The 25,217-nt window shown below is 45.2% G+C and carries 14 protein-coding genes; all 14 read right to left on the reverse strand.

Annotated features, from left to right (window positions below):
- Nucleotides 1-11 precede the first annotated feature (11 nt).
- Entirely contained in the window at nucleotides 12-2,618 is a 2,607-nt protein-coding gene (locus tag GL182_RS10960) for an alkaline phosphatase D family protein (protein WP_163379733.1), read from the reverse strand.
- 5 nt (nucleotides 2,619-2,623) lie between these two features.
- Nucleotides 2,624-4,261, reverse strand: a complete 1,638-nt coding sequence (locus GL182_RS10965; RefSeq protein ID WP_240469784.1) for a RagB/SusD family nutrient uptake outer membrane protein — start codon at nucleotides 4,259-4,261, stop codon at nucleotides 2,624-2,626.
- Between the two features lie 36 nt (nucleotides 4,262-4,297).
- Complete coding sequence (locus tag GL182_RS10970) at nucleotides 4,298-7,678, reverse strand: TonB-dependent receptor (RefSeq protein ID WP_240469785.1); 3,381 nt, start codon at nucleotides 7,676-7,678, stop codon at nucleotides 4,298-4,300.
- 105 nt (nucleotides 7,679-7,783) lie between these two features.
- The gene (locus GL182_RS10975; protein ID WP_163379734.1) at nucleotides 7,784-8,707 is read right to left on the reverse strand and encodes a FecR family protein; all 924 of its coding nucleotides are present in this window, start codon (nucleotides 8,705-8,707) and stop codon (nucleotides 7,784-7,786) included.
- 347 nt (nucleotides 8,708-9,054) lie between these two features.
- Nucleotides 9,055-10,419: a sulfatase-like hydrolase/transferase gene (locus GL182_RS10980; protein WP_163380082.1), complete on the reverse strand. Its 1,365-nt coding sequence runs from the start codon at nucleotides 10,417-10,419 to the stop codon at nucleotides 9,055-9,057.
- A gap of 109 nt (nucleotides 10,420-10,528) precedes the next feature.
- Nucleotides 10,529-10,849 (reverse strand): sulfatase-like hydrolase/transferase, encoded by a 321-nt coding sequence (locus GL182_RS10985; protein WP_163380083.1) that lies wholly within the window; start codon nucleotides 10,847-10,849, stop codon nucleotides 10,529-10,531.
- Nucleotides 10,850-10,887: 38 nt separating this feature from the next.
- Nucleotides 10,888-11,478, reverse strand: coding sequence for an RNA polymerase sigma factor (locus GL182_RS10990; protein ID WP_240469786.1), 591 nt, complete (start codon nucleotides 11,476-11,478; stop codon nucleotides 10,888-10,890).
- Nucleotides 11,479-11,926: 448 nt separating this feature from the next.
- Nucleotides 11,927-14,752 (reverse strand): hypothetical protein, encoded by a 2,826-nt coding sequence (locus GL182_RS10995; protein ID WP_163379735.1) that lies wholly within the window; start codon nucleotides 14,750-14,752, stop codon nucleotides 11,927-11,929.
- Nucleotides 14,753-14,855: 103 nt separating this feature from the next.
- Nucleotides 14,856-16,274 carry a sulfatase-like hydrolase/transferase gene (locus GL182_RS11000; RefSeq protein ID WP_163379736.1) on the reverse strand — a complete coding sequence of 473 codons (1,419 nt, stop codon included), beginning with the start codon at nucleotides 16,272-16,274 and terminating at the stop codon, nucleotides 14,856-14,858.
- Between the two features lie 23 nt (nucleotides 16,275-16,297).
- Complete coding sequence (locus tag GL182_RS11005; protein ID WP_163379737.1) at nucleotides 16,298-17,716, reverse strand: sulfatase; 1,419 nt, start codon at nucleotides 17,714-17,716, stop codon at nucleotides 16,298-16,300.
- Nucleotides 17,717-17,770: 54 nt separating this feature from the next.
- Entirely contained in the window at nucleotides 17,771-19,294 is a 1,524-nt protein-coding gene (locus GL182_RS11010; protein WP_205603633.1) for a sulfatase family protein, read from the reverse strand.
- Nucleotides 19,295-19,304: 10 nt separating this feature from the next.
- Entirely contained in the window at nucleotides 19,305-21,758 is a 2,454-nt protein-coding gene (locus GL182_RS11015) for a DUF5703 domain-containing protein (RefSeq protein ID WP_317167801.1), read from the reverse strand.
- A 13-nt stretch (nucleotides 21,759-21,771) separates the two neighbouring features.
- The gene (locus GL182_RS11020) at nucleotides 21,772-23,316 is read right to left on the reverse strand and encodes a sulfatase family protein (RefSeq protein ID WP_163379739.1); all 1,545 of its coding nucleotides are present in this window, start codon (nucleotides 23,314-23,316) and stop codon (nucleotides 21,772-21,774) included.
- A gap of 237 nt (nucleotides 23,317-23,553) precedes the next feature.
- Nucleotides 23,554-25,206, reverse strand: coding sequence for a RagB/SusD family nutrient uptake outer membrane protein (locus GL182_RS11025; protein WP_163379740.1), 1,653 nt, complete (start codon nucleotides 25,204-25,206; stop codon nucleotides 23,554-23,556).
- Between the last annotated feature and the right edge of the window lie 11 nt (nucleotides 25,207-25,217).

Consider the following 25,217-nt stretch of genomic DNA (forward strand, 5'->3'; position numbering starts at 1 on the left):
TAGTTTTCGGATTAAACCCGGTAATTCACAAATACGGTATCTTTTTGCTCATGATCCAAGGCCAATCCACCAAAAATTTGGGGACTATCCTGATGTTCTTCCCATACTTTCACCATGTATTTGCTATCCTTGAATACCCTGGGGCGAAAAGTTTTTTCCCTTACCCTAAGCCCATATACCAGCTCACCGCTCTCCTCATCAATTACCTGGACAATGGGTTTGTGGTAATTGCTCAAATCGAGTGCAGGTAAGGTACCCAGGCTTGCTTTGGCATAATTATCCTGCTGAGCAATGGTCATCGGCCAACCTTCGAACTGACCATCGGGTTGCTTTTCAGGATCTACATACCTGGGCCAGCACTCCAATTTCATCGTCTTTTGTGCTTTATCGAAGGTCACCAATCCATAGCCCGTGGATCGGTCATGGATCAAAGCGGGTTCCTGACCCGTTTTTCTGGGATTGGCTACTGCATGTACCGTCATTTTATTTCCAAAACCATCATGAAAATTACCTGTATAAGCTGGCTTTCCGGGAAGCTCTCCTTGTTTTTCACTTATCGGAGGCCACCAGCGCCTGGGGAAAAGGTTGTTTAATGCCGGTCCGGCAAAGGCAAACCCTGCATCCCCAAACTCATCCACCCCATAATGAACAACAGAAGCCAGGTGTTGGTCACCAGCCACATGCAAGGCAAAGGCTTTCCGGATGATTTTCAATGCCTCATCCCTGCCTTTTTGTGGCCAGCCATTGGAATCCATGTCTGATGTAGGGGCATCTCCAGGTACATATTCTCCAGGTTCGGGAATAGGTAGTTTAGGTACAATACTGTCAATGATACTGCCTTCCGGCAAGGTGGCTACCGTGCAGAAATTGGTTTGAGACAATACCGCCTTCATTTCAGCCCCTTTGCTCCAATCTGAAGACCAGTGCTTTAAAAATTCAAGCTGCCTCTCGCCTAGTAACTGGGCTTCCACATCATAGTGGGCTTTGATATCAAACTCGCGATTCTGAATAAATCCATTGGTCACCATGGCCTCCTCTGGCAATACATTTTTGGGTGCGGACTTGAATTTCCGGTCTTCCAGGATGGCAAAACTCACCCCTCCATAAACCCAATCGGTATAATAGGTACCTATCCCCTGCTTGACCGGGCTGGGGTCAAACGGATCCGGCAAATGACCGGTTTGGGTCAGTTGCACCATGTTTACCCATTCTGCCGGCATTTTATATCCACCCTGGTCCTGTGCTGCATAGCCCCATCCTTCATCCGTGGGGGCTTTTTTTCCTGATTCCCCCCAAACGTTGCCATGGTAAACGTCGTGGTCATCAGGAATAAATGCGCTGGGGATGTGGCGGAAAATTTCCCGGTAAGACCAGCCAAACATGTACCATTTGCGCAGGTAATCCAGGCTGGATTTTTCCAGGGGAGACGTTTGAATGCCAAAACCTCCGGTGCTTTCGTAAAACTGGTCGCCCAGAAAAACGGCCAGGTCGGGCTGGTGCTTGAGAGAATGGAGGCTGACCTCCTGATCCGGAAAACCATAATCTGCGTTACAGCTGAATACGGCCATTTTTACCTGGTCCTGTTCGCCTGGCTCCCGGGCTATGGTTCCGGTATAATAATAAGATTTGATCCCGGATTTTAAAGGAAGGTCCAGTTTTACCCGGTAAGGGGTAGCCTTTTCGGCTATCCAGTTTTCCTGCCTGAAGTGGGCTACCCTGCCCAAAGGATCCGGGATGGCTCGCTGCAATGTCTCCCATTGGCCATTTTGTTGGGTCTGCAGGCTTAACTGAAGATCCGGTATACCGGCTACAGGAGCCAATTGGGCAGCGAGTTTCAATATGCCATGATGCAGGGTATATTGCGCAAAGCAGATCGGGCCAAAGGCCTGTGCTTCATCACCAGTGATTTTATCTCCCGAAATTTGCCAATCGGAAAATGATACTGAAGGAGCAGCTGTGTCATCCACCGGCATATGAGCCAGCAGGGCCAGGTTGCCTTCCCATGTAGCCTCGGGCTGGCTATAGGTCAACATGGCCAACAATTTACCGTTTTCCGGATGCTGAGCCTTGAGTTGGAGTTCATTCCCGCTTCCTTCCAGTTTGAGGGTAATTTCCCCATCCAGGGAGAGCTGTTGGGTACCGGTTTTTTCTCCAATGAAAAGGAAGCCCTGTCCGTTGATACCGGCATCAAGCCCCTGGCCAAAAACAGCTGCAGAGCGGTAATCTTCAAATTTCCCTTTGGCTGCCAGCCGGAATCCGGTATGGGCTTCAGGGAGGCCCTTGGAGTCGGAGTTGAGCCATCGCAAATTAACTTGCAGGGAAAAGTTACCACTACCGCTGCCCAGTTGATGGGTGAGGCAATGAAGAGAACGGTTTTTGTCGGAGATTACGCAAACGGCTCTACCATCACGAATTTCCCAGTCCTGCAGCCGGTTACCCCAATATTCAGGACCCACCCAGGGCATATCGGGCCATTGCTGCCAGGCACTGGAAAAATCCGAAAGGGTTACTTTATTTTTAACTTTTGGTGCCGGCACAAAGCCCGTAGTCCCACCCAAGAGCAAATGGGGAGTAACAGATCCAAGGGCGATTGCTTTTACTGCATGTCTTCTTTTCATAATGATTAATTTGCCAGATTTGGGTTAATGTTGGTTTCTGATTCAGGAATAGGCCATTGATCATCAATGCCGGGCCTGAAATTTTTGGTAGTGACATACCACCTGGATTGAGGGTCCAGTTTAATAGAAGTAGTGGGATACCTGACAGAATTAGGGAAGGGCGCTCCCCAAAAATCCCCATTCAAAACTTCTTCTCCTATCTCCCATCGCAATATATCCCATAGGCGGGTCCCCTCAAAGGCCAATTCTATCCTTCGTTCCCTTCTTAGAATTTCCCGCAGGGCATCCGGGTTCGTTTCAGTAACTGGTGGCAGGTCTACTGAGGGCCTTCCCCTTACTTCATTAATCGTTTGGTCCAATAGTTCTTGCGTAATGGGGTTTCCCGCTTCAAGCTCTGCCTCCAGGTAACTTAACAAGACCTCGGCATACCTGATGATCGGAATATTGCCACCATAATCATTGACCAGGTTTCCGCTAAATGATTCATCAAAATATTTTCTAAACCCAAACCCGGTACGGGTGGCCTGCTTGGAATAAGTCAATTGATCAACAGACTGGGTAGAATCGGGATGACAAACATATCTCCTGCCCCGAAAGGTGGATTCATTCCAAATGAAAGTATCCCTGAAACGCTGGTCCCGGTTGGCTCCCATATCCTCCTGAACGAATTTCGGGTCATCATAAGAAAACGGAGTTCCGTCATCAAAACCGTATTCTTCAGCCAGACTTCCCAGGGGATTAATGATATGCCATCCACTGGAAGCAGCAGGAAAGGCATGTTGCGGCATGGAATTAGGTGCCAGGCCCGATACGAATTGCACACTGAAAATATTTTCACGGCTGTCTTCATTTTCCGTGGTAAATAGGGGGCCATATTCCGTATCTATGATATTATCCCCATAATTAATGATTTCCTGGTACACTTCGGATGCCTCGTCAAATCTTTTCTCAGCCAGGTATAGCCTACCCAAAAAGGCCAGTGCAGCTTGTTTGCTTGCCCTTCCTATTTCAGAAGCTGTAATATCTGAGGATCTGGGCAGTCCATCTACTGCTTCTTCTAACTCCTGAATCGTAAAATCTACAATAACCGATTTACTTGATTTTTCCACATTGTTGGCCTCATCAGGTGTAAGGGTATTGGTAACCAGAGGCACATCTCCCCAAAACTGGGACAGATAAAAGTATTGGGTTGCCCTTAAAAAACGCGCTTCGCTTTTCATTCTCTGCTTGTTTTCTTCGGGCATGTTTACGTTATCTATGTTTTCCAGAAAATCATTGGTAATGGCTATCCTCCTGTAAGATCCCTGCCAATAACCGTTCACTACATTGTTGTTAGGCAACAAGGTACCATCTGTCAGGCGGTTATAGGTCGAATTATCTCCTCTCCTATCGTAGGCATTGTCCGTAGCGAATTCCAAAAAAACTATTCCACAGTAAGTCCACCAATCTGAGGGGACTACCTGGGTTCCATAATTGATATTACCCCTATACATTCCGGTCAATGCAATCAGGGCATTGGACTCTGAAGTCCAGAATGTGCCGCTGGCAAAGGCATCGGTGGGAAATTGTTCCAGTTTATCATCGCAGGAAATACCCGTAAGTAACAGGAACATGACTAGCAATGGCTTATATATCATTTTCATAAGAATATTCCTTTTATTTATTGAATTCATTTGTACTTAAAATCTGGCATTTACACCCAGGGTATAGGTAGCCAAAATGGGATAATAGGCCCCACCCGTATTGATTTCAGGATCCCAACCTTCTGCATAGGAAGTGAATGAAAGTACATTCTCTCCACTTAAATAGAGCCTTAAGTTTTGAAGTCCAATCCTTTCAAGTACAGTTGCGGGCAGTGTATATCCCAGCTGAAGGTTTTTTACCCTGAGGTAAGAAGCATTTGTTACCCAAAAATCGGAAATGACGGTATTGGGAGTTCCGCTATTGGTAATGACCTCCAGTCGGGGATAAGCCGGGTACCGTTCGGGACTGTCCGGGTTAAACCTGCCATCCATCTGCCATTTCTGGATATTGCCCAGATTAAAAAATGCCCAACCGGCGTAGTTATTTAAAAACCCACTTACACCAGCCACACCTTGTAAGAAGACGGATATGTCAAATCCCTTGTACCTGGATCCAAAATTCAATCCATAAGTATACTTCGGAATCCTGCTTCCTAAAAAGGTCCTGTCATAGGTGGGATCCACCCTTCCATCAGGTACCCCGTCGGGACCACTGATATCCTTGTATCGGACATCACCTGCCCGGGGATTGGGTGTGATGGCAGATTGATTGGGCCAACCGGATATATCCTCCTCATTTAAAAAAACACCGTCCGATTCATATCCGTAATACATTTCCATTGGGAAACCTAAAAACAAGGAAGACCCATTTCCTACCATTCCATTGGGCTGTTCCACATTTCCCAGGCCTAAAGTAACCACCTCATTATTGATGATGGAAAAATTTCCTGAAACATTGTATTGAAATTCATTGATTTGGTTTCTATACCCAAAATCGAATTCCCAGCCTTTATTTCTAGCTGCTCCTGTATTGATCTCTCCTATACCTACTCCTAAAATGGACGATACACTTGCAGTAGGTTGGAAAAGGATATCTGTGGTATTCCGATTAAAATAGGTAAAATTAAATGATAATTTACCTTCTAAAAAGCTCGTTTCAGCTCCAAAATCCAAAGTTTCGGTAGATTCCCAACGTATATTGGCATCCCTGTAATCTGAATAGGCCGCGCCCGTGGAAATACTTCCACCAAATGGATAATTCCTACCGGAGTTAAGTACGGTTTGGTAGGGGTAGTTTCCAATATTCTGGTTTCCCAGAATTCCCCAGGAGGCCTTTAATTTAAAATCTGAAAGCCAGCTCCAGTTCTCCAGGAAAAGTTCGTCTGAGAGTCTCCAGCCCAGTGCCATGGAAGGAAATAGTGCGTATTTATTATTTTCAGGGAATCTGGAAGAACCATCATACCTCAAAGTGGTTTCAAACAGGTATTTTTCATCATGGTTGAATTTCACCCTTGAAATAAGGGATTGAATGGCCCATTCCTCATCAAAACCGCCTACTCTCTGATTATCCGCCCCTCCCATACCGATTACTGTGTAATCATTGCTGGGGAAATCCTGCCGGTAGCCGTTGAAATAGGTATTGATTTGGTTTTCGAAGGTATAGCCCAACAAGAAATCCAAATTGTTTTTATTGAAACTTTTTGAATATTCTCCGATTAACTGGGCTGTCTTGAATATTTCCTTATTGCTGAATTGGTTCAGGTAGGATTGTGCATGAAAAACATCATCATTCAACCGCTGAGAGGCCAGGTAAGAGCGCTGCTCCAATAAAAATGAATTATAACCCCCAATAGCCGAAAAAACCAGGCCGTCTATCGGCTTCCAATCCAATTTCATGTTTATTCCAGTTCGCGTTCTGGGATTGGTCAGGTAGGAATCGGAATGCAACCACGATACGGGAGTTCCTCCACTTTCCGGGCCAATGCCAAAATCCCCATTTGATGCTTGCCCCAGATACACAGCAGGGTACCTGATGGCGTTTTGAATCAGCTGGTCACTAAGTTCACCTCCTTTATTGGCGGTGGCCTGGGGCTCATTGCGTTCTTCTATGGATCCAAATAATCTGGTGGTCAATGTAAAATTTTCTCCCAACTTATTTTCAAGATTCAGCCTCAGATTATACCTGTTGTAGTTATTTTTCGGTACAATTCCTTCCTGACTTAATATACCTCCTGAAAGAAAATATTTGTTGTTTTCGTCTCCTCCGTTCAGGGTTAGGGTATGGCCGGTCTGTATGCCATCTCCGGCAAACACATGGTCCAAAAACCGGGTATTGGGATAATTATCCGGGTCAGATTGTGACCGGTAGTTGGCTATGTCCTCTTCTGTAAAACTATTGCTTCCTGAGGCGATATTGTACATGGCAGCATAATCCCAGGAATCTACAAACTGAGGTAGCTGAGTCGGCTGATTAAAGCCCACATAGCCATTGTAGCTTACCGTCATTTTTTTATCAGACCCATTTTTGGTGGTTACCAGGATAACCCCATTGGCAGCCCTTGCCCCATAAATCGCAGCGGAGGAAGCATCTTTTAGAACAGAAATGGACTGTACATCATCAGGGTTGATATCATTCATATTTCCCGGAATACCGTCAATCAAAATCAATGCATTCGGAGTGGCTCCAAAGGAACCTACCCCTCTGATCCTAATATTGCCGCCACTCTGGCCAGGCCTGCCAGACCTTTGAATAACCGTCACCCCGGGCATTTGTCCTGTGATGGCCTGCGAAAGCTGCTGAACCGGGCGATTCTCAATATTTTCAGCGGTTATCTGTGAAACAGAACCGATGACGTTCACCTTTTTCTGGGTTCCATAACCCACTACTACCACTTCTTCCAATGATGACTGATCTTCGGTTAAGGTAATGGTCAGGCTGGTTTGATTGCCTACGGTTACCCGCTGGGATTCATATCCTATAAAGGAAAAAAGTAGCACTGATCCCTCCGCTGCCTCGATGGAAAAATTGCCATCAATATCGGTAGCTGTCCCTGTGGAAGTTCCCTCCAGCAGCACAGTAGCTCCGGGTATGGGGCTACCATCCTGGTCTACGACTTTCCCGGTAATTTCTATAAAATCCATCTCAATGGTGACTTCCTGGCCTTGGTTTAAGGACTTGGAGCCCCCGACATAAATGGAATTGTTGACTTGCCTGAATTTCAATCTGGAGGATTGGGCTACCTGAATCAGGATGTCATTGACAGATTGCCTTCCAGCCTTCAGGCTTACCGGACCCCTGCCAGCTAGCAAATCGTCCGGGAAAATGAATACATAATCTGTTTTGGATTCCAGGATTTGAAAAACTTCCTTTAAACTCCACTCCTTATCGCCCATACGAAGGAAGGTCTCATCAATCGGCTTGATCTGGGCCTCGGAATCATTGGCAAGCAAGGTAGTCAGAAACATACATTGCAGTATACAGCCGTAAAACAGGTTTTTGGATACCATCTTTATTAGGTATAGTATTTTTCTTTTCATAATTTTAGGTGTTTTATTGAATTGATTTCTTTAAAGCGGGCAGGGTAAAATGTTTCATTTGGCGATGGGAATTTTATCCTGCTTTTTGTTTTATCTCATAGGCAATCAGAATTTTATCAGTACATTTTTTTGATTGATTTGGTATTCAAATCCGAGGGAAAAACTCAAACCTGTCAATAGGTCTTCCAGACTTTCATTATTGAATAAACCGGTGACTTTTCTATTATCAAAGGCTTCCGTTTCGAATCGGACGCCATACCAATCTTCAAGAGATTCAAGGATTTCCCTGAAGGGTTTGCTCTGAAACCTAATCTTTCCTTCCTTCCATAACGTAATTTGAACCGGGTCAAATTTTTCTTTGGTCAAACTGGAAGCCATGTCGGGCTGCTCTGAGGCCATCTCTCCCGGAAAAAGAGAAATTACCTGAGCATCTTTGGCTACATTGACCCTTCCTTCTGTTAAAGAAATTTTAATGCCTTCCGCTCTGGAATAAGCATTAAAAGCCGTACCAAGGGCAGTAGTTATCACAGCTCCCGTTTTTACGATAAAGGGCTTTTCTTTATCCGGAGCTACTGAAAAAAATGCTTCACCCTCTAAGGTTATTTCCCTGTTGCTGGCCCCGAAATCGGAATAAAAAGTGATGGTGGAAAGGGAGTTGACCACCACTTCAGACTTATCAGGGAGCAACAGTCGTAACTTCTCCCCTGCCGCTGTGCTTTTCTCAATTTTCGTTGGGGAAACCTCAGCCAAGGTGGGTTCACCCTTCGTTGAAAAACCCAACTCATAAAGAAAATAAACGGAAAAAAGCAACAATAAAAATGTCGCAGCCACCTTTCCAAATTTCAGCAATTGATAAAAAACTGCTTCCCTATTATGCCCCTCATCATTTTTCAGTGTGGCTTTGTGAATTTGATCCAGTAATTGTTGCTGCCTGGATTGACTCACATTCGCAGGCTTCCCGGATTGCCAGTCCTTTTCAAGCAGGTCCAAAAAATCATTTTCAGAACCGTTTTTTTTCAGCCAATCCATCACCTCCCTATTTTCTTTAGGTGTGCTAAGGTTATTTAAAAATCTTATTAGCTTTCTTTCCTTCAAAATATCATTTCATTTTAAGCAATACACCTGACACCAACTTATTACTTAAAAAAATCTAAAAAAATTTTATTCTGCCAGAGTCAGGCAATTATTTTATGTGCCATTTAGGCCTTACGGCAAGATTTCTTATGGTTTTCCGAAAATAGGCTTGTCCCCTGAGTCCCGTATCGATATACCCAATATTAAAGGCAAAAAAACACAGAAGGCTGAATTTCAAATGTTTTTAATCGAAACAAATAAGCGAATTCGTATTCCCGAATTGGGTTAATATCGGTTCGATACTATTCAGGTTTTTGCCAGGGAGTCTTGCCTCCTTCCTGAATATGGGACATCAACAAGGCATTTAATTTTTGATAAGTTTTCTGATTTTGCTCTATTACATTATTTTCCTCCTTCGGGTCTTCCTTAAGATTATATAACTCCATCGGCTGGTAAGGGTCGTTTTGGAGCAATTTCCAATCGCCCAGTCTAAGGGCATGGTAAGCTTTTCCGCCATATCGGGTTCCTCCTTCTCTTCTGACAAAATAAAGGGGTCTTTCTTTTTCCTCCATTATTTGACCCATAAGGGTCGGTAAAAAACTTCTGCCATTAACCCCATGTTCCAATTCAACACCTGCTATATCCGCAAGGGTAGGATAAATATCCATTGACAGATTAACCTGTTCCGAAACAGACCCAGGCTCAATTACTTCAGGCCAGGAAATAACTGTAGGTACTCTTAATCCCCCTTCATACATGCTTTGTTTCCCATCTCTAATTGGGCCATTATTGGCCAAAGACGGTAAATGTCCCCCATTATCACTTGTAAAAATAATCAGGGTATTCTCATACTGGCCGGTCTCCTTTAGCGCTTCCACTACTTTTCCTATACCATTGTCCATGTGTTCAATAAAGGCAACCAATTCGGCTCTTGTATCATGAATGCCTGGTTCTCTATCTTTTACTTTTTTTAACCACTCTTCCGGAGGCTGAACAGGAAAATGAGGGGCATTATAGGCCAGGTAAAGAAAAAATGGATCCTTACTTTCCTTGCGAGATTTGATGTATTCCACAGACCATTGGGTAAACAGATCAGTTGCATGTCCCTCCGGATCAATAATCTCTTCGTTAAGGCGCATGTAATTTCTCCCATGCCTTCTATGGGCCCAGTAATCGTCCATCATGTCTTCCAACCAGCCATGAAAATAGTCAAATCCATGTTCATTGGGAAGGTTGGGAGTTTCAAACCCTAAATTCCATTTTCCGATGTGCGCCGTATGGTAATCTGCTCTTTTGAGCATGGCTGGCATCAGCAGGCTTGCAGGGTCCAAATATCCCCAGTTGTTATCCGGCGTAGATCTTATCAATCCAGGAACCCCAACATGATCCGGATAACGGCCTGACATCAAAGAAGCCCTGGTGGGGGCACAGACTGGAGAATTGGTATAGAAAAAGTCCATGCGCATACCGTCGTTTCTTATGTCATCTATATGAGGGGTACGAATGTCTTTTGTACCATAATAAGACACATCATGGTACCCTTGATCGTCTGTAAATATGAATAAGATATTGGGTTTCTCTACCTGGGTATCTGATTGGCCAAAAACCTCCATGACATGAAATAATAAGCAGAAAACCGATATAATACCTAAGTTTTGGTGTATCATCAAGAATTGTTTGTTTTACTAAATTTATTCTTCCGGCCAGGAGAACGCTCTCCAGTCGACGGCTTCTTTTACATTTCATGATGCTATTCGGCAATGGTATAATCTTACTTTACCAAATGCATTTTTGAGAGGTATGGATCCAGTAGTAAATACCTACCCTGACTGAAGACCGCCCTGTAATCAATGATACCCTGCATGGCGAATAGACCGCAGAACCGGCATAGAAATCGGTAAACCTCATTTCTTCGGCGGCAAAGCGATCCAAATTTGGGGTTTGGACCTGGGTACTCCCATAACAACTCAGGTCCCGGTATCCCAGGTCATCCGCCAGTAGAATTACAATATTTGGTAGATGCGTGCTTCGACAATAAGTAGTGGTGATTCCTGTAAACAAAATCAGTATAGAAAATAATTCAAATTTACGCTTCATCACGAACTATAAATATTAATAAGGTTTAAAATCAAGATTTAACCGGCAATTAAAACCAGGATCAGTGGTCCGTACAGTGAAGCTCTTTGGGTCAACTCCCCCTTCAAAAACTTGGTTGCCAGATAAACATGGTGTTCTACTGTCCTTTTAGATAGGCTCAATCGGGAGGCGATTTCATCATGGCTCAGGCCTTCTATTTTGCTTAAAACAAAAACTTTTTGTTGGGTTTTGGGTAGGTTTTTGATAAGTGCCGTGGCAGTATTTTCCAGTTCTTTATAGGTTATATTTTCGAAGACATCCTCTGAACTGACGAAATACCTCTCTGGAATTTCTTCTATGGTGCAATTTTTCTTTTGATTCCTAAGCTTATTAAGTAGTTGATTTTTAACAGACTGAAACAAATAAGATTTGAAGTTTTGATTTTCATTCAGGCTACTTCTTTTTTCCCATATTTTGATAAAAATTACCTGTACCGTTTCTTCAGCCTCTAATTCGTCGCTAATGTAACGGTAAGCAAATCCGAGTAGCCTGGGAAGGTAGCGGTAATACAATTCATCAAAGGCCTTCATATCCCCCTGTCTAAGGGAACATACCAAGTCCTTCTCACTTTTGTTAATAAGTGGTCTCAAAATCAGGGTTTAGGTTAATTGATGGCAAACACTTCAAATAAACTATAACAGAAAGATAGTTATTTTACCCAATTTGGTTTAATAGGATTCAATTACAATTATCCAATTTATAAAAAATAACTGAATAAAATAATAACTCCTTTAAAATCTAGGGATGAGTAATTCTACTCCACGGAAAATGGACGCTTGCCCAATTCAATGCAACGGAAGGTTAACCGAATGTAACCAATATGCATAATGGCATGCTGTTCTTTAATGCTTGGATACAGTTCATTTCGATAAAAGCATGTTATGTACTTTATTCTTACCAACTGATCATCTAAATACCTTGATCAAATGATAGGTAACTTTCCAGTAGGTCCCTCATTTACTTTATGGAAAAATAGCCGTATTCCAGGGGAAAAAAATATTGATTATCACCACCTTACTGAAATAATTAGAAGGTAGTTTATTTTAAAACAAAATACCGATACCCACGCTCTGGTATGGTGACCTCAAGCGGAAGGCTAAATTCACGGCCTACAGCCAGGGTCTGTGATTTTCCCCATTGATCTTCCAACACTACCTCTTCATGCAGGCCGGTATAGTATGCCGGAACATTTATGGTGCGCGTAATTTCCTCACTTAAGGGATTGTAAAGCATGAGCAAGCCCTTTTCTTCTCCCCTCGGGTTTACATGCAAAATACCGTCCCAATCGCGGCCATCTGGCCGTCGAAGATGGATGATATCTGCATCCAGCACTTCCCGGTGTTTTTTATAAAAGCCCACCCATTTTTCTACCAATGCCTTGGTTTCGGGCGCATCGTACAATTGCGGCCCCCGGTAGCAGGCCTGTACGCCTGCACCGAATAGGTTGGCCAGGCGCTGCTCGTAATGGGGCAGGTGCGCTTTTAATGGTTCGATCGTAGCTGCTTCTCCTCCCCCATGGTATTGTACCAGCGGTACAAACATCCACCCCATGGAGGGAGTCTTGGACCAGGTACCATCGTATATATTTTGGCGTTCGATGATTTCCTGCTGAGCACGGGGCAGCGACCAATTGGTCTCGCGGTAACCCATCCCGGTTTTGTTGCTCCCCGCCAGAAAATAATAATCCGGTACATTCAGGTAAATCCCTTTGGAACGGGCCCACTGGTAAAATTCAGCAATCCGCCGGTACTGGTTCCATTGCGAATCGGCCAATCCCTTGTGTCCGGGGTGATCAGTTGCCGCACACACATCGCCCGGATAAGAGCCGTCATGCTCCAGGATATCGAGTCCGGTTGTGCTGTATAAATTATAAAGGGTTTCAAAATAATCGTGTCCCCATTCACTTTCCAGGCAGGGCGAATTGCCAAAACGGGGAGTCATCCCCTCGGGCATCACCACGTCGTTTCCACCGCCAACACGGCGACTGGCCAGCAAAGAATAACCGCCCAGGGCGATCCCCTTTGAATGGGCGTAGTCGGCAAGGCCCTTCATGCGATCCAGGTTTTCCCTGCTTGCATCTTCGGCATTGAATCCGCTTCCAAAGGTCATGATCACCATTTCAAACCCCACTTCAGCACTTTGGTCTATGGCTTTTTTCACCGCCTCTGTATCCGCAGACCGTACATGCATCAATATGGGGTTTTCGGTCACCCAGGGAGCAAGGGAACGCATCATCCGCCGGTGCTCAAGCCCTTTTCGTTCCCGATCCCAACTATCGTGAAGCAATTCCCATACCCGATAGGAGGAAAAGGAAGCCCCCGGCTGGAGCTCCTGCTCCGGGCCGTACTTGGGCGAAACTTCCAGCAAAACGGGCATGGTACGTTCGTAGTTGACCTGGGTTTTGTACAGGGGATCCGGTTTCCAGGCAATGCTGGAACGCAAGACATTTTCGGAAGTCATTCCGCCAAAATTGTAATCGGTTTCGATCGTCAAATTGGGAAGCTGCCACTGCTCCCGGCTATCAACGGTGCTTTCGGGTTCCATCACTGCCAGGATTTCACTGGTAAAGGAATTGACAGTTACCGGCTGGTCGGAATTATTTTCAACAGTCACCCATTTGCTAAACACCGGGAGGCCGTCGTACAATTCGTAATGCACGTTCACGGTAATATCCAACAGGTAGCGGTAGGATGCCAGGTCGGCAGCTTTTGCATCGGGAGAAATTTCCCCCAGCATGGAAAACACTTCGATTTTACTGCGCCCGAATTCCCCCTTTTCGGTGTGGTCCTTATCGGTGCCCGATGCATCCGTTTTGCCAATGCGGACTGTTTGCGGAGCTTGCTGAATTGGGACCGCAGCCACTGGCTGCCAGTCGTGTTTGTCGTAAGACCAGGAGGCCAACAGCTTCCCCTCCCCTAATTCCATCCTCAGCCAGACCGGTTTCCCGCCTTCCAGGCCTGGCATGCGTTGTTCCTGCTGCCCATCGTAAAACCCGATCTCCTGGTTACCAGGACGAAGGTTGAGTTTGATCACCTTGTCGGAAAACACCAGTCCGAGCCCCGGCCCCCAACTGCTACTCTGGTCCGTGCCTGGATCAATTTTAGCCAGAAAAACACTGGCATCCGGAAGCACCGGCTGCTCGGCATACACCGCGGTATTGGCCAATGCCATGATTTCACCCGCCTTTCCTTCGTTGATAAAGGAATTTCGTTCATGGGCAGCCGATTCAACCCGCTTCCAATTTTCGTGTAAGGTGGCAAAAGCATCCTCAAACAGGATTTTGCGGCTTTCGTCCGTGATCATTCGATCCGAGAGCTCCTGTATTGCCTCCTCGTCCAATTGGTAGCTAAAAACAAGTTCCTTTCCGGGTGCAGGCCAGGGCATGTCTTTGGGCATCCATTCGGCTCGCTTCTTCCAGGCAAAACGGGCTTTGGTGTTTTCCACGGTATGAGCTGCCAGTTTGAAGGACCCCGGATTAGCTTTCATGGAAGCGATCCATTCCGGCAGCAAATAATTGTGAATGGGTTGGCCGGTAAGACCACCTACTTCAAACCGAATCCCATCCAATTGAATTTCCGCTTCTGGTCGCACGGAGCGCAAAAAGGACTCCCTGGTTTGCAGTTGTTCCAGTCCGATGGTAGCTCCGTTCGGCGCGGTGGCAAAGGTACGGCTCACCAGACCATTGCTCAGCACCAGGTGTCCTTCTTTGTTGGCCTGCACCCTGGCAGGCTGATTGGACCGGTAGAGGAGCCAGTCATTTCCAGAAGACAAATGATCATTTCTAACTTCTGCGACACCCTTTTGTGCCTGGGTATTCAAGTGGATCGCAAGGAAAACGTAAATCAGAACGTATATTTTCTTCATGGGTAAGCGATTAAATGCATTTAGGATTTCTTTCAGCTAAAAAAGATTCCCGGGCAAACTACCACGCACTGACTACCTATCCTAATGTATCCATGTCCCACACTTAGAAGCTGATCGGTCCCAATGGATCATTTAAAGTCTGTTGCTGCATCGCCAGCAAGGTCAGCAACTGCTGCTTTACCCCCTGATACGTCGGATCGGTCGAACGGTCCCTCAGTTCTGCCGGGTCTTTTTCCAGGTCAAATAACAAAATTTTATTCAATTTCGGGTAAAAAATCAATTTATATTGGTCGGTCCGTACCATCCGTTGGAGGTTAAGATAGGAACTGTATATGCTGGGATAGGCACTTGGCGCATCGTCCTTAATATAAGGTATGAGGCTGTTAAACACGGTAGTTTCGGGTTTTTCTATCCCGGCCAGGTCCATCATGGTGGCACTGACATCCTGCAGGTAGACCTGCTGATGGTACTTTTTGCCTTTTGGAATGCCCGGACCCAGGATGGTCAATGGTGCTCTCACACTATGGTCAAACATGTTTTGTTTACCCATCAAGCCGTGGTGGCCCACCGCCAGGCCATGATCGGCAGTGAAGATGATGTAGGTGTTTTCCATTTTGCCTGTTTCCTCCAGGGCATCCAGAATTTTACCAATCTGGGCATCCATATGACTGATGATGGCGTAGTATTCCTGAATGTTCTTCCGAACCGAATAAGCGGTACGGGGAAAGGGAGCCAGGGCTTCATCACGCAGGTTCTCGCTGAGTCCTATGCTGTCTTTATAAGGATACATATCCATGTGGCTGGGTGGTAAGGCAATGCTTTCGACCGGATACAGGTCCACAAATTCCTTTGGTGCCTGCCGGGGGTCGTGTGGCGCATTAAAGGCCAGGTACATCATAAAGGGAGATTCACTTTTGCCTGCCTGATCCAGAAACCCACGGGCATCCTCTGCGAGAACCTCCGACCAGTGCTTACCGCCTTTCCAAAATCCTTCAAAGCTTTGGTCCCAGGGCTGCCAGGTGGTATCTGCCTTGCTTTTGGGGCGGTTGTAGCCCTCAGGGGTTTGATTGGGCATGCCCGGTCGTACGTGTACCACGTTCTGGAAAACGCTTTCAGCATCTGCTTTTACATGCCACTTTCCGGTCATATAGGTTTCGTAGCCAGCTTTTTCCAGCAATTGGGGCCAAAACCTGCCGTCATCGGCCATTTGTTGAAAGTTTTTCTCCTGCTCCCGGGCATCCCATACCGAAAGCCCACTGATCATCATGGCCCGGCTGGCCACACAGACCGCACCGTTCCAGGCACCCATGTTATAGGCATGCGTAAAAGTAGAACCATTGTTTACCAAGCGGTCCAGGTTGGGCGTAAGCACCTCAGGATGTCCGAGCGCACCGATCAGGTCATAGCGTTGGTCATCCGAAAAGATAAATAGGAAATTGGGTTTTTCATCGCTGGCTTGTTGGGCCTGAGCAAGTCCGGTCAGTAACAGGGTAATCCCTAGAAAGAGAATTTTAATTTTCATATTTAGGTTATTTTTTAGAAGTTCTATTGGTAATCCATTCCCTGATTACTTTCCTCGCAGGAAATCAGCCAATTTTCAAGCTCTTGAGACAATTCCGCTGTTTTTTGGGGATTGTCCAAAGCAATATCGGTAGATTCCGAAGGATCATTCAGCAAGTCAAATAAAGCGAAATTTTCTCCATTGTCCGCCGAATACAATTTGAATTGGTTGTCCATAATGGCCTGTTGTTTTTGAAACCGGAAAGCGATGGTGGATGCTCTCGTTTGCTTATTCTCTTGAATTAAGGGAAAAACATTGGCACCGTCCAGAGGTTTTACTCCATTTTGATTATCAATGCCCAATATACCCAATAGGGTTGGGAAAATATCACTGGTGGAAACGGGTAAATTGGTTTTCTTTCCCGCCTCAATTTTTGCTGGCCATTCGATCAGTGCCGGAACGCGGATACCCCCCTCGTACAGGCTTCTTTTTCTTCCACGAAACGGTCCGGCTGAGCCCTGGGTCCGGTTGATTTGTTCCGGACCTTCGGGTCCATTGTCGCTGCAAAAAAGAATAATGGTATTCTCTGCCAGTCCTTTCTCCCGAAGGAAATTCCTCAACCTACCAATTTGTTCGTCCATAGCAGTGATGCTGCCATAATAGTGTTGCTTGTCTTCAGAAAAATCAGCATACAAACTACGGTAAGCAGGCCCTGCCACTACGGGAAGGTGGGGCGTATGAAACCAGATAACGGATAGAAAGGCCTGGTTGGATTCAGCCGCCTGATCGATAAAAGGGATTACCCGGTCCATGATGATTCGGGAGTCATCTCCGGAAAGGTTATCCGTAAACTTTTCATCCTCCCCTGTCCAATAAAAAGTGCCAAAGTGTTCTCCGGGAACCCGATTGCCTATATCCTGCGCACTGGGGTCAGGCGTAACCATGGGATCCCAGGTAGGTACTTTGGACTCGGTGGAGAAACTGACATCAAAACCATTTTCCCAGGGCGGGGAATAATGGGCCGCTCCCCTGGGGCCTCCCCGATTGGCATCTTTTTCCGTCACCGTCAAGGTTCCCAGATGCCATTTTCCGAAGTGCCCGGTGGTATACCCTTGGTTTTTTACCAGTTCAGCAAGGGTAATTTCCTCCGGTTTCATGTGACCGGTATTGGCATGGGTAATGCCGTACCTTTCCGGATGCCTGCCGGTAAGGAAACTTCCCCGGGTGGGGGAGCAAACGGCAGAAGCGGCATAAAACCGATTCAGCTTTAGCCCATTCTGAGCCATTTGGTCCAGTTCAGGGGTCTGCAGGTACCGATTTCCATTAAACCCCACGTCACCCCAGCCCAGGTCATCAGCCATGATCAGGATGATGTTGGGGGAATCTGGGGTTTGGCCAAAAGAACCAATGCTATTAAAACAAATAATGAAGAAAGTATAAATTACTACTTCCAGGTATCTCATATATATTACTTCTTTTCAATTATTCTAAATTGTTTGATCTTCGATACTCCTAATTTACTGTTTTTCAGGATAACGGATCACTTCTACATCATTTTGCTGGATGGGTCCAGGAGAGCTTCTACCTTCCGTTATGAGTTTTTCCAGAAGTTCTTCCATCTGTTTTACCCGCTCGGGTTCCTGGCCGGCCATATTTTGGGTTTCACCGGGATCAGCAGCCAGGTTGTAGAGTTGTACCGGTAGGTCGCTTTCCCCGGGTGTCCAACCACCTGAACCTGGACCAGCAATGTATTTCCAGTTCCCATAGCGCAGACCGGGTAAACCACTTAACGAAGTGCTTACAGCATTTTCCCGGACAGGCTTATTGCTTCCCTCAAATAATGGGAGTAAACTGAAACTGTCCTCCCCTGCATCTTCAGGAAGCTTGATTCCGATGATCTCGGCCAAAGTTGCCATGAGGTCTGTTTGGTGAACCAATTGATCGGAGACACTTCCCGGCTGAACCTTTTTTGGCCATCGGACGATAAAAGGAACTCGATGTCCGCCCTCCAGAGCATCTGACTTATATCTGCGAAAGGGTCCACTCGGGAAATGTCCCATATCCACCAAATCCCCCACCGCATGCATCCGGTCATGGGAGTAACGGGGATCTGCGCTAACTCCGGTGCCAACGTAAGGAGCGCATCCATTGTCGCTGGTAAAAATCACCAAGGTCTCCCCGACGATCCCGGCAGCTTCTATCGCCCGCATCACCTCACCGACTGCCGCGTCCGTTTGCATTACGAAATCAGCATAATCCCCCATTCCACTCCTACCTTTCCACTTCTCGGTCGGGGCAAGCGGGGTATGGGGTGAATTAAGTGCCAGGTAGAGAAGAAATGGACCCTCTTTTTGGTCATTAATCCATTCGACGGATTTTCGTACAAAGGCAGGCAATACCTGTTCGGATTCGAAATTTGGGGCTGCAGGTCCTCGACGCCGCTCCTCATTACCTCTGATCAGCAGAAGTGATTTTTCAGCGGTAGGCAATTCCGTGAAGCGGTCGTTTTCGATAAACGCATAAGGTGGCATGTCCAAAGAGGCACTGATGCCGAAGAAATAATCAAAACCGATCGTTGTGGGACCTTCTTCGATGCTTCCTTCCGTTATTGGATCGGGCATTATCATGCCCAAATGCCATTTGCCGATACAGGCCGTTTCATAACCGCATTTCCGGACCAGGCTGGCCAGAGTCAGGCGGTCTGATGTGATGATCGGCTTGCCAAAACCATTCATCACTCCCTTTTGCAGCCGAGTACGCCAATGATAGCGCCCGGTGAGGATTGAATAGCGGGAAGGGGTGCAGACTGCAGAAGACGAGTGCCCATCTGTGAACCACATGCCCTGAGTCGCAAGAAGATCAATATGAGGAGTAGGTATTTTTCCCCTGTCCGGATTATAGTATTGAACGTCGCCGTAACCCAGGTCATCGGCATATATAATTACAATATTGGGTTTATCGTTTTGTCCCATGCAGGAAACGATGGTCAGAAGAAGGCATGCCGCCCCAGCACAATAATTTAATAAAATTGATTTAATCATAACACAATTTTTATAAAAAAGAGGTAATAATATCTTTCCTTCTCGACTCGGGAGTTATGTCTAAGCGGACAATCTTTCCTTCTTTTAAGCTACATTCAACGATAGTATTGCCTGGCGCATGCAATTTAAAATCTACATCCCAGGCTTTTGGCCAGGCCGGGAACAGCACAAGTTGGTCACCGATGGTCTGCATCAGCATTTCCTGAAGGCCAATCATACCCGATCCACCCCAGTTATGATCAGGTACCCAGTCATGTCCTGGGCCCCAGAAAGTGGGGAAACGGCGGGGACTGTCCTGTAGTTTTTTGGTGTTATAATCAGCGGCTTCCTGTGTCATGCCCATTCGGGCAAACTGAATTCCATCCTGATGCCAGCTCTGTACTTTACCCTTTCTGAAATCATCTGCTTTTTCATAGGCATTTTTGAAAAACGGAATCTCTTCATCGCCTAACTGAAATTGGTTAAAAGGGAAAAGTGGGTAAAACTGGGGAAGTTCCTGGTTGGATTCCCTGATCCAGCTTTTTGCCGGTTTAATCACTTTCAACCCGTCAATTTCCTCATAATCAAAATCAGGAACGCTGCTCAAGAATTCACGATAGTATTTTTTTCTTTCCTCCGACAGGTACTTTTCATCCAATTCAAGCAGTCCGTTTAAACAAGCCTTGAGTCCGGAAAGTACATCAGCCGGGTTTTCTGCCCCGCGATAAGATTCACATGAAGTCGAAGGATAAATGACTAGTTTGCCGTCTTTATCCAGCTCTTTTCCGTTGCGCATTTTCTGGCGTGTACGGTAATGTTCGTCAAAAAATATTAGCGACTGCTCGATGAAAGGCATGTATTCAGAAACATCATTACCTGTAAAACGGTGATATTCCAGAATCATATATGAATGTTCAATCTGTGACTCCCAGTGGTATGCAATGGCACCATTCGCCATCACTCCTTTTTCTACAGGGTCATTAAAACCGGTGGCTGCATTGGCGCGCGGGTCGCCAAAAGGTATCTCTTCACCCCGTATACGGTAATTCTGTTCATTTTGCCAGCCCCAGCCGTCACCAAACGCAATTCCCGGAACACTTGTATATTCGCAATAAACCGCACCTTCGTGCCCAAAATGTTTTTTCACCCTGGCCTTTGCGCCCGGCAATCCTTTCCGATACAGTTCAAATTGGGGTAAGATGGCATCAAAATCACCTGACTTTAACATCGGCCAGTACAAAAGCCGCTGGTTTTGTGCCGTAAAGACGGCCCCACCCCATTGTCGCCAGTCCGGATCGTGTACCTTCGCTGAATCTACCAGAACCGCATCGTAGGTTAAGTTACCACCGTTAAATTTGGTAGGATATTTCCCAAAAACGTTTCCGCCGAGCTGGTAACGAAAGAGTTGATAGTTTCGCCCCATTTGCCAAACTGGATTTTCTTGATCAGGATTATCGGGTTGAATATAAATGTAACTTCGATTCCAGAAATCGCTCCACCAGTTAACCGCTTTTTTGAATGCTTTCTCCGGTGCCTGTACAGACAGATCTGCCGTTTTTAATAACCCATCTTTCCAGTCTTCAATTTTCTCCGCTTTTTCAATGTGAGTAGCGATACGAATTTGGTATCTGTTTCGCGGTGATTCACTTTTCAGTTTCCAAGACTTATAAGGTGTCCCCTGATAAACTCCATCCTCTATCCCATCAAAAACTAAACCCTGGCCTGATAATAATCCGCCAAAAGTCAACTTTTCTAAGTCATCATTTATTTCATTAGCGAATTCTTCAAGTTCCTGCAATTTGATATAAACTTCAGGAACCAGTTTTTCTTTTGGGTTTCGGTGATAGAATAAAATCCCATCATCATTTTGCGCAATGATGTCTTTTGAACGGATTACCTTACCTGGATAACCTTCCAGACCAAATGCCCCAAAACGGCCTTTTCCGAAGGCCAATTCCTTATCTTCCGTACGCCAGCTTTCGTAAGCAACATTAACATCCACTTTTTTCGCCGATTCTATCTCCACATGAACAACCGGACTAAATACATCCGTCCAAAGTTTGATCTTGGTATTATCCAGTTCATCACTTTCCGATTCAATTTCAATGTAACCATCTTGAAGTTTTAGTTCTTGTTGAAATGAATTGCCTTTAGCGAACGGATTTGGATTAATCTGAACACGGAACCGACCCAGTTTCAGGTATTCTCCGTTTTCACTCAGGCTGCCGCTTCTTTGAACGTAGAAAAGCAAATCCCCATTTTCCACCCACACATTACAACCGATATCTCCTCCGACCAGCGGCATGGATTCGGAAGCATTTTTACTTTGGGTATTCCAGGTGATCGTGTAGGGATTCGGAATTTGTTTCCATTCCGTTTCAGGACTGCAAGCCATGTTAAAAGTAAGATATCCCAGACTCAGTAATACGAAAACGAAAGGAGCCCTTCTTTTAAAAAACAGGGAAATGATATTCTCATTATTCATGACTTTTATATACTTATGGTGCTTTAAATTTTGAAAATTGATTATTATCTCCAGCTATCAGGATTTCATTACTGTATCCCTTCCGTTTTTGGCGGGTTAAAAGGCTTGTAAGTTCATTGATTTTCTTGGGATTATCCAGTACCAGGTTGACTGATTCGTTGGGGTCATTTTTGAGATCATACAACTCATTTTTTCCTACGGTTTGGTTTCCGTTCAATAATAATTTCCAATCTCCCTGTCGAATGGCAAAATCACCACCATAATTTTGCATGATTAATGAATTTCGAGCTTCCCGATCATCTTTGGCCGTAAATAGAAAATCATAACTGTCTTCCCCACTGCCATTTTTTACGGGTTCTCCAACAATTTTTGAAAAGGTGGTATAAAAATCGGTTTGGCATACCAGCCGATCCTCAACCGTGCCAGCTTGCAATTGATTAGGCCAGGAAACGATAAAAGGCACCCGGTGTCCTCCTTCATAAAGCCCTCCTTTGTAACCGCGGAGGTCCCCACAACTCTTATGGCCATAATCTTTACCATCGTCACTTACCCGCGTAGCCCCATTATCACTTGTAACGATTAGGATGGTATTATCTTCAATTCCTAACCTGGCCAATGTTTTCATGATTTCTCCGACACTCCAATCAAATTCAGCGACCATATCCCCCCTTTCACCGGCTTGGCTTTTCCCTTTGATAAAATCCGGAGGGGTGCAAGGTCTATGGGGAGAGACGGTAGGAAAATAAAGAAAAAAAGGCTCATCGGGATTTTCCGTATGAGCGGTGGTTATAAAATTCATGGCACTTTCGGTGAGATCAGGACCGACTTGCCTGTCGTCCCATCCGTCAACCATCCAACCCTCATGCACCTCTGAAGCGGATACCCCTTGCCAAAGTGGTACTTTTGCCTCTCTCCAAATATCTGGAATGCCCAAAGCAAAATCATTTTCAATAAAACAATGAGGTTCCATATTATGTCCCGCGGCAGAGACAAAGGAATAATCAAACCCCAAATAATTAGGCCCGTTATAAATGGGGGCAGAAAAATCGACATCCCTGGTCCCGTTCAATCCACTGAAATGGTAATCCTTTGGATTAACAAAAGAAATTTGGTCCTTTTGAAGAAAATTCATCCCTAAATGCCATTTCCCCACCACACCGGTTTTATATCCATGATTCTTGAGTAAGGAGGCAAGGGTCTCCCTCTCCAAAGGGATAAGCGGATCATCATAACCGGACCACAAAACCCCCTTTTTCAGGCGAGATCGCCAACAATACCGACCGGTCAAAATACCATATCGTGCCGGGGTACATACCGAGGCGGCAGCATGGGCATCCGTATACCTTACACCCCATTTACTTAATTCGTCCATATTGGGGGTCGGTATTTTGGATTCGGGATTATAACAGCCCGGATCGCCGTAGCCCATATCATCGGCCACGATCAATACAATGTTGGGCAAATTTCGGTTTTCAATTCCATCTGCCTTTTGACCTTGACATCCGATGATATGGATGCACAGTATTAAAAAGACCAGAAGATCATATTTCAAGTTCATGGATTTTGATTAATTTTCGTTGTAATTTACTAGGCATCACTGATTTATTTCAGGTTAACCTTTCCTCCCACAATCAAATATTTTTTTTGGAGTTGAATTCAAAAACATGGCTGTCCTCCACCGTGGAAATATCCATAAGTGCTGATTTCTCCTAAAAGTTAGGATCAATGCACCCGAGAAGTCCTTATTTCCGAAGATCCCAAATACATTGATCCACCGATACCAAGTCCGATATCATTAGAAATACCCAGGGTTTTGGGTCAATTCAGCTTCGGTATTGGTTTCAATCTCTCTAAAAGGAATCGGCCACAAATTTTGATGGTCTAAAATATTGTCGCCTGTCATGGTATTGTATCTTTTTACTCTATCAACCAATAAATTTAACCTCATGAGTGTGAGCAACCGCAATTCTTCCCAACACAATTCCCTGGCTCTTTCGTCTAGAATGTAATCGATATTCACCTCTGCAGCAGAAACAGGATTGGCATTCGATCTTTCCCTAACCACATTTATATCTGCCGCTGCACTGGCCATATCCCTTTTGCCCAAATGGGCTTCCGCTCTCAAAAGATAGGTTTCCGCTAAACGAAATATGTAATTATCTGTCATCATATCATTGGATTGGTTGTTCAAAAGTCCTGATTCTGCATTCAGTACAAACTCATCGGGGAAATTGTTGATGGGTGCAATTTTGGCAAAAATGACGTTCCACCAGCGATCCCAGATATTGGGGAAATTTGAAATGGCACCGCTTTCCACAATGTACTGCCCAAAATATTCGGAATTGGGATTGGTGGCTTTAATATCTCGAATAATGTTATGCTCTGAATTTCGGATATCATTGTCAAAATCACTTTCCCAAACCTCATCCATCAAAAAGGGAGTAGGTGCAAACCAGCCGATCCCTCTGCCTCCATACTGATTCATAGGCCCTGTAAACAAACTTACCCCATCGGGATCGGATAATTGCCAGTATAGGGGTACAAGAAATCTCGGCCAGCCTATGCTCGTTCCTCCTCCCTCTACCAAATATTCAAATTGGCTGACCCAAATCCCTTCCCGGTTACCGCTGGATCTATTTTGATTGTTCCTGCGGAACAGATCCCAATACACATCTCCCGGTTCATTCATTCTGGAACCAAACCTTTCTGTCATTAAGTGGAAATTTGGGTCGTCAATGACTCTGGTGGCTGCTGCTATTGCGTCATCCCAATTTTCTAAAATGACATATACTTCGGACATCAAGTGATCCGCGACAGCTTTGGATATACGGCCTTCTTGAGGAACTTCATTGATTCCAGGTAAATGGGTAGACGCAAAGGTTAAATCGCTAATAATCTGCTGAAAAACCTCTTCACGGCTGGCACGAACAAAGTCCCTTTTGGGTTCCTGGGTTTCTTCCAAAACGATGGGTACTCCCCCATACATTATACCTAAGGTTCGATAGGCAAATGCCCTGAAAAACATGGCTTCAGCTTTAAATTCATTGCGTTGCTCACTGCGAGTAAAAACCACACTTTCATCTTCGATCCTTTCTATGATCACATTGGCATCGAAAATAATCCGATACAAATTGGACCACATATTCTGGACTTGCCCAGTAACAGGTGTAAGCCTATCAGCGTAAAGATTCAATTGATGGGTTGGGTCAATAGCATCAACAGCCACATCGGTAGGATAAAACATGGATCTAACCGTTAGATCATTTACCTGATAAAGGTCATTGTGTACATTTTCATATAATCGGGCAATAGCTGCATTAAAATCACTGGGATTCGTAAAAGAATTGGCCGGTGAATAAAAATCAAGGGGCTTTTCCTCCAACCAACTATCGCTACAAGATGATGTAAATAAGAAGAAGGTTAATATATAAATATATTTTATTTTCATGACAAATAATG

It is taken from the genome of Cyclobacterium sp. SYSU L10401 (genome assembly GCF_010993705.1).
In the GTDB taxonomy this organism is placed as follows: Bacteria; Bacteroidota; Bacteroidia; order Cytophagales; family Cyclobacteriaceae; genus Cyclobacterium.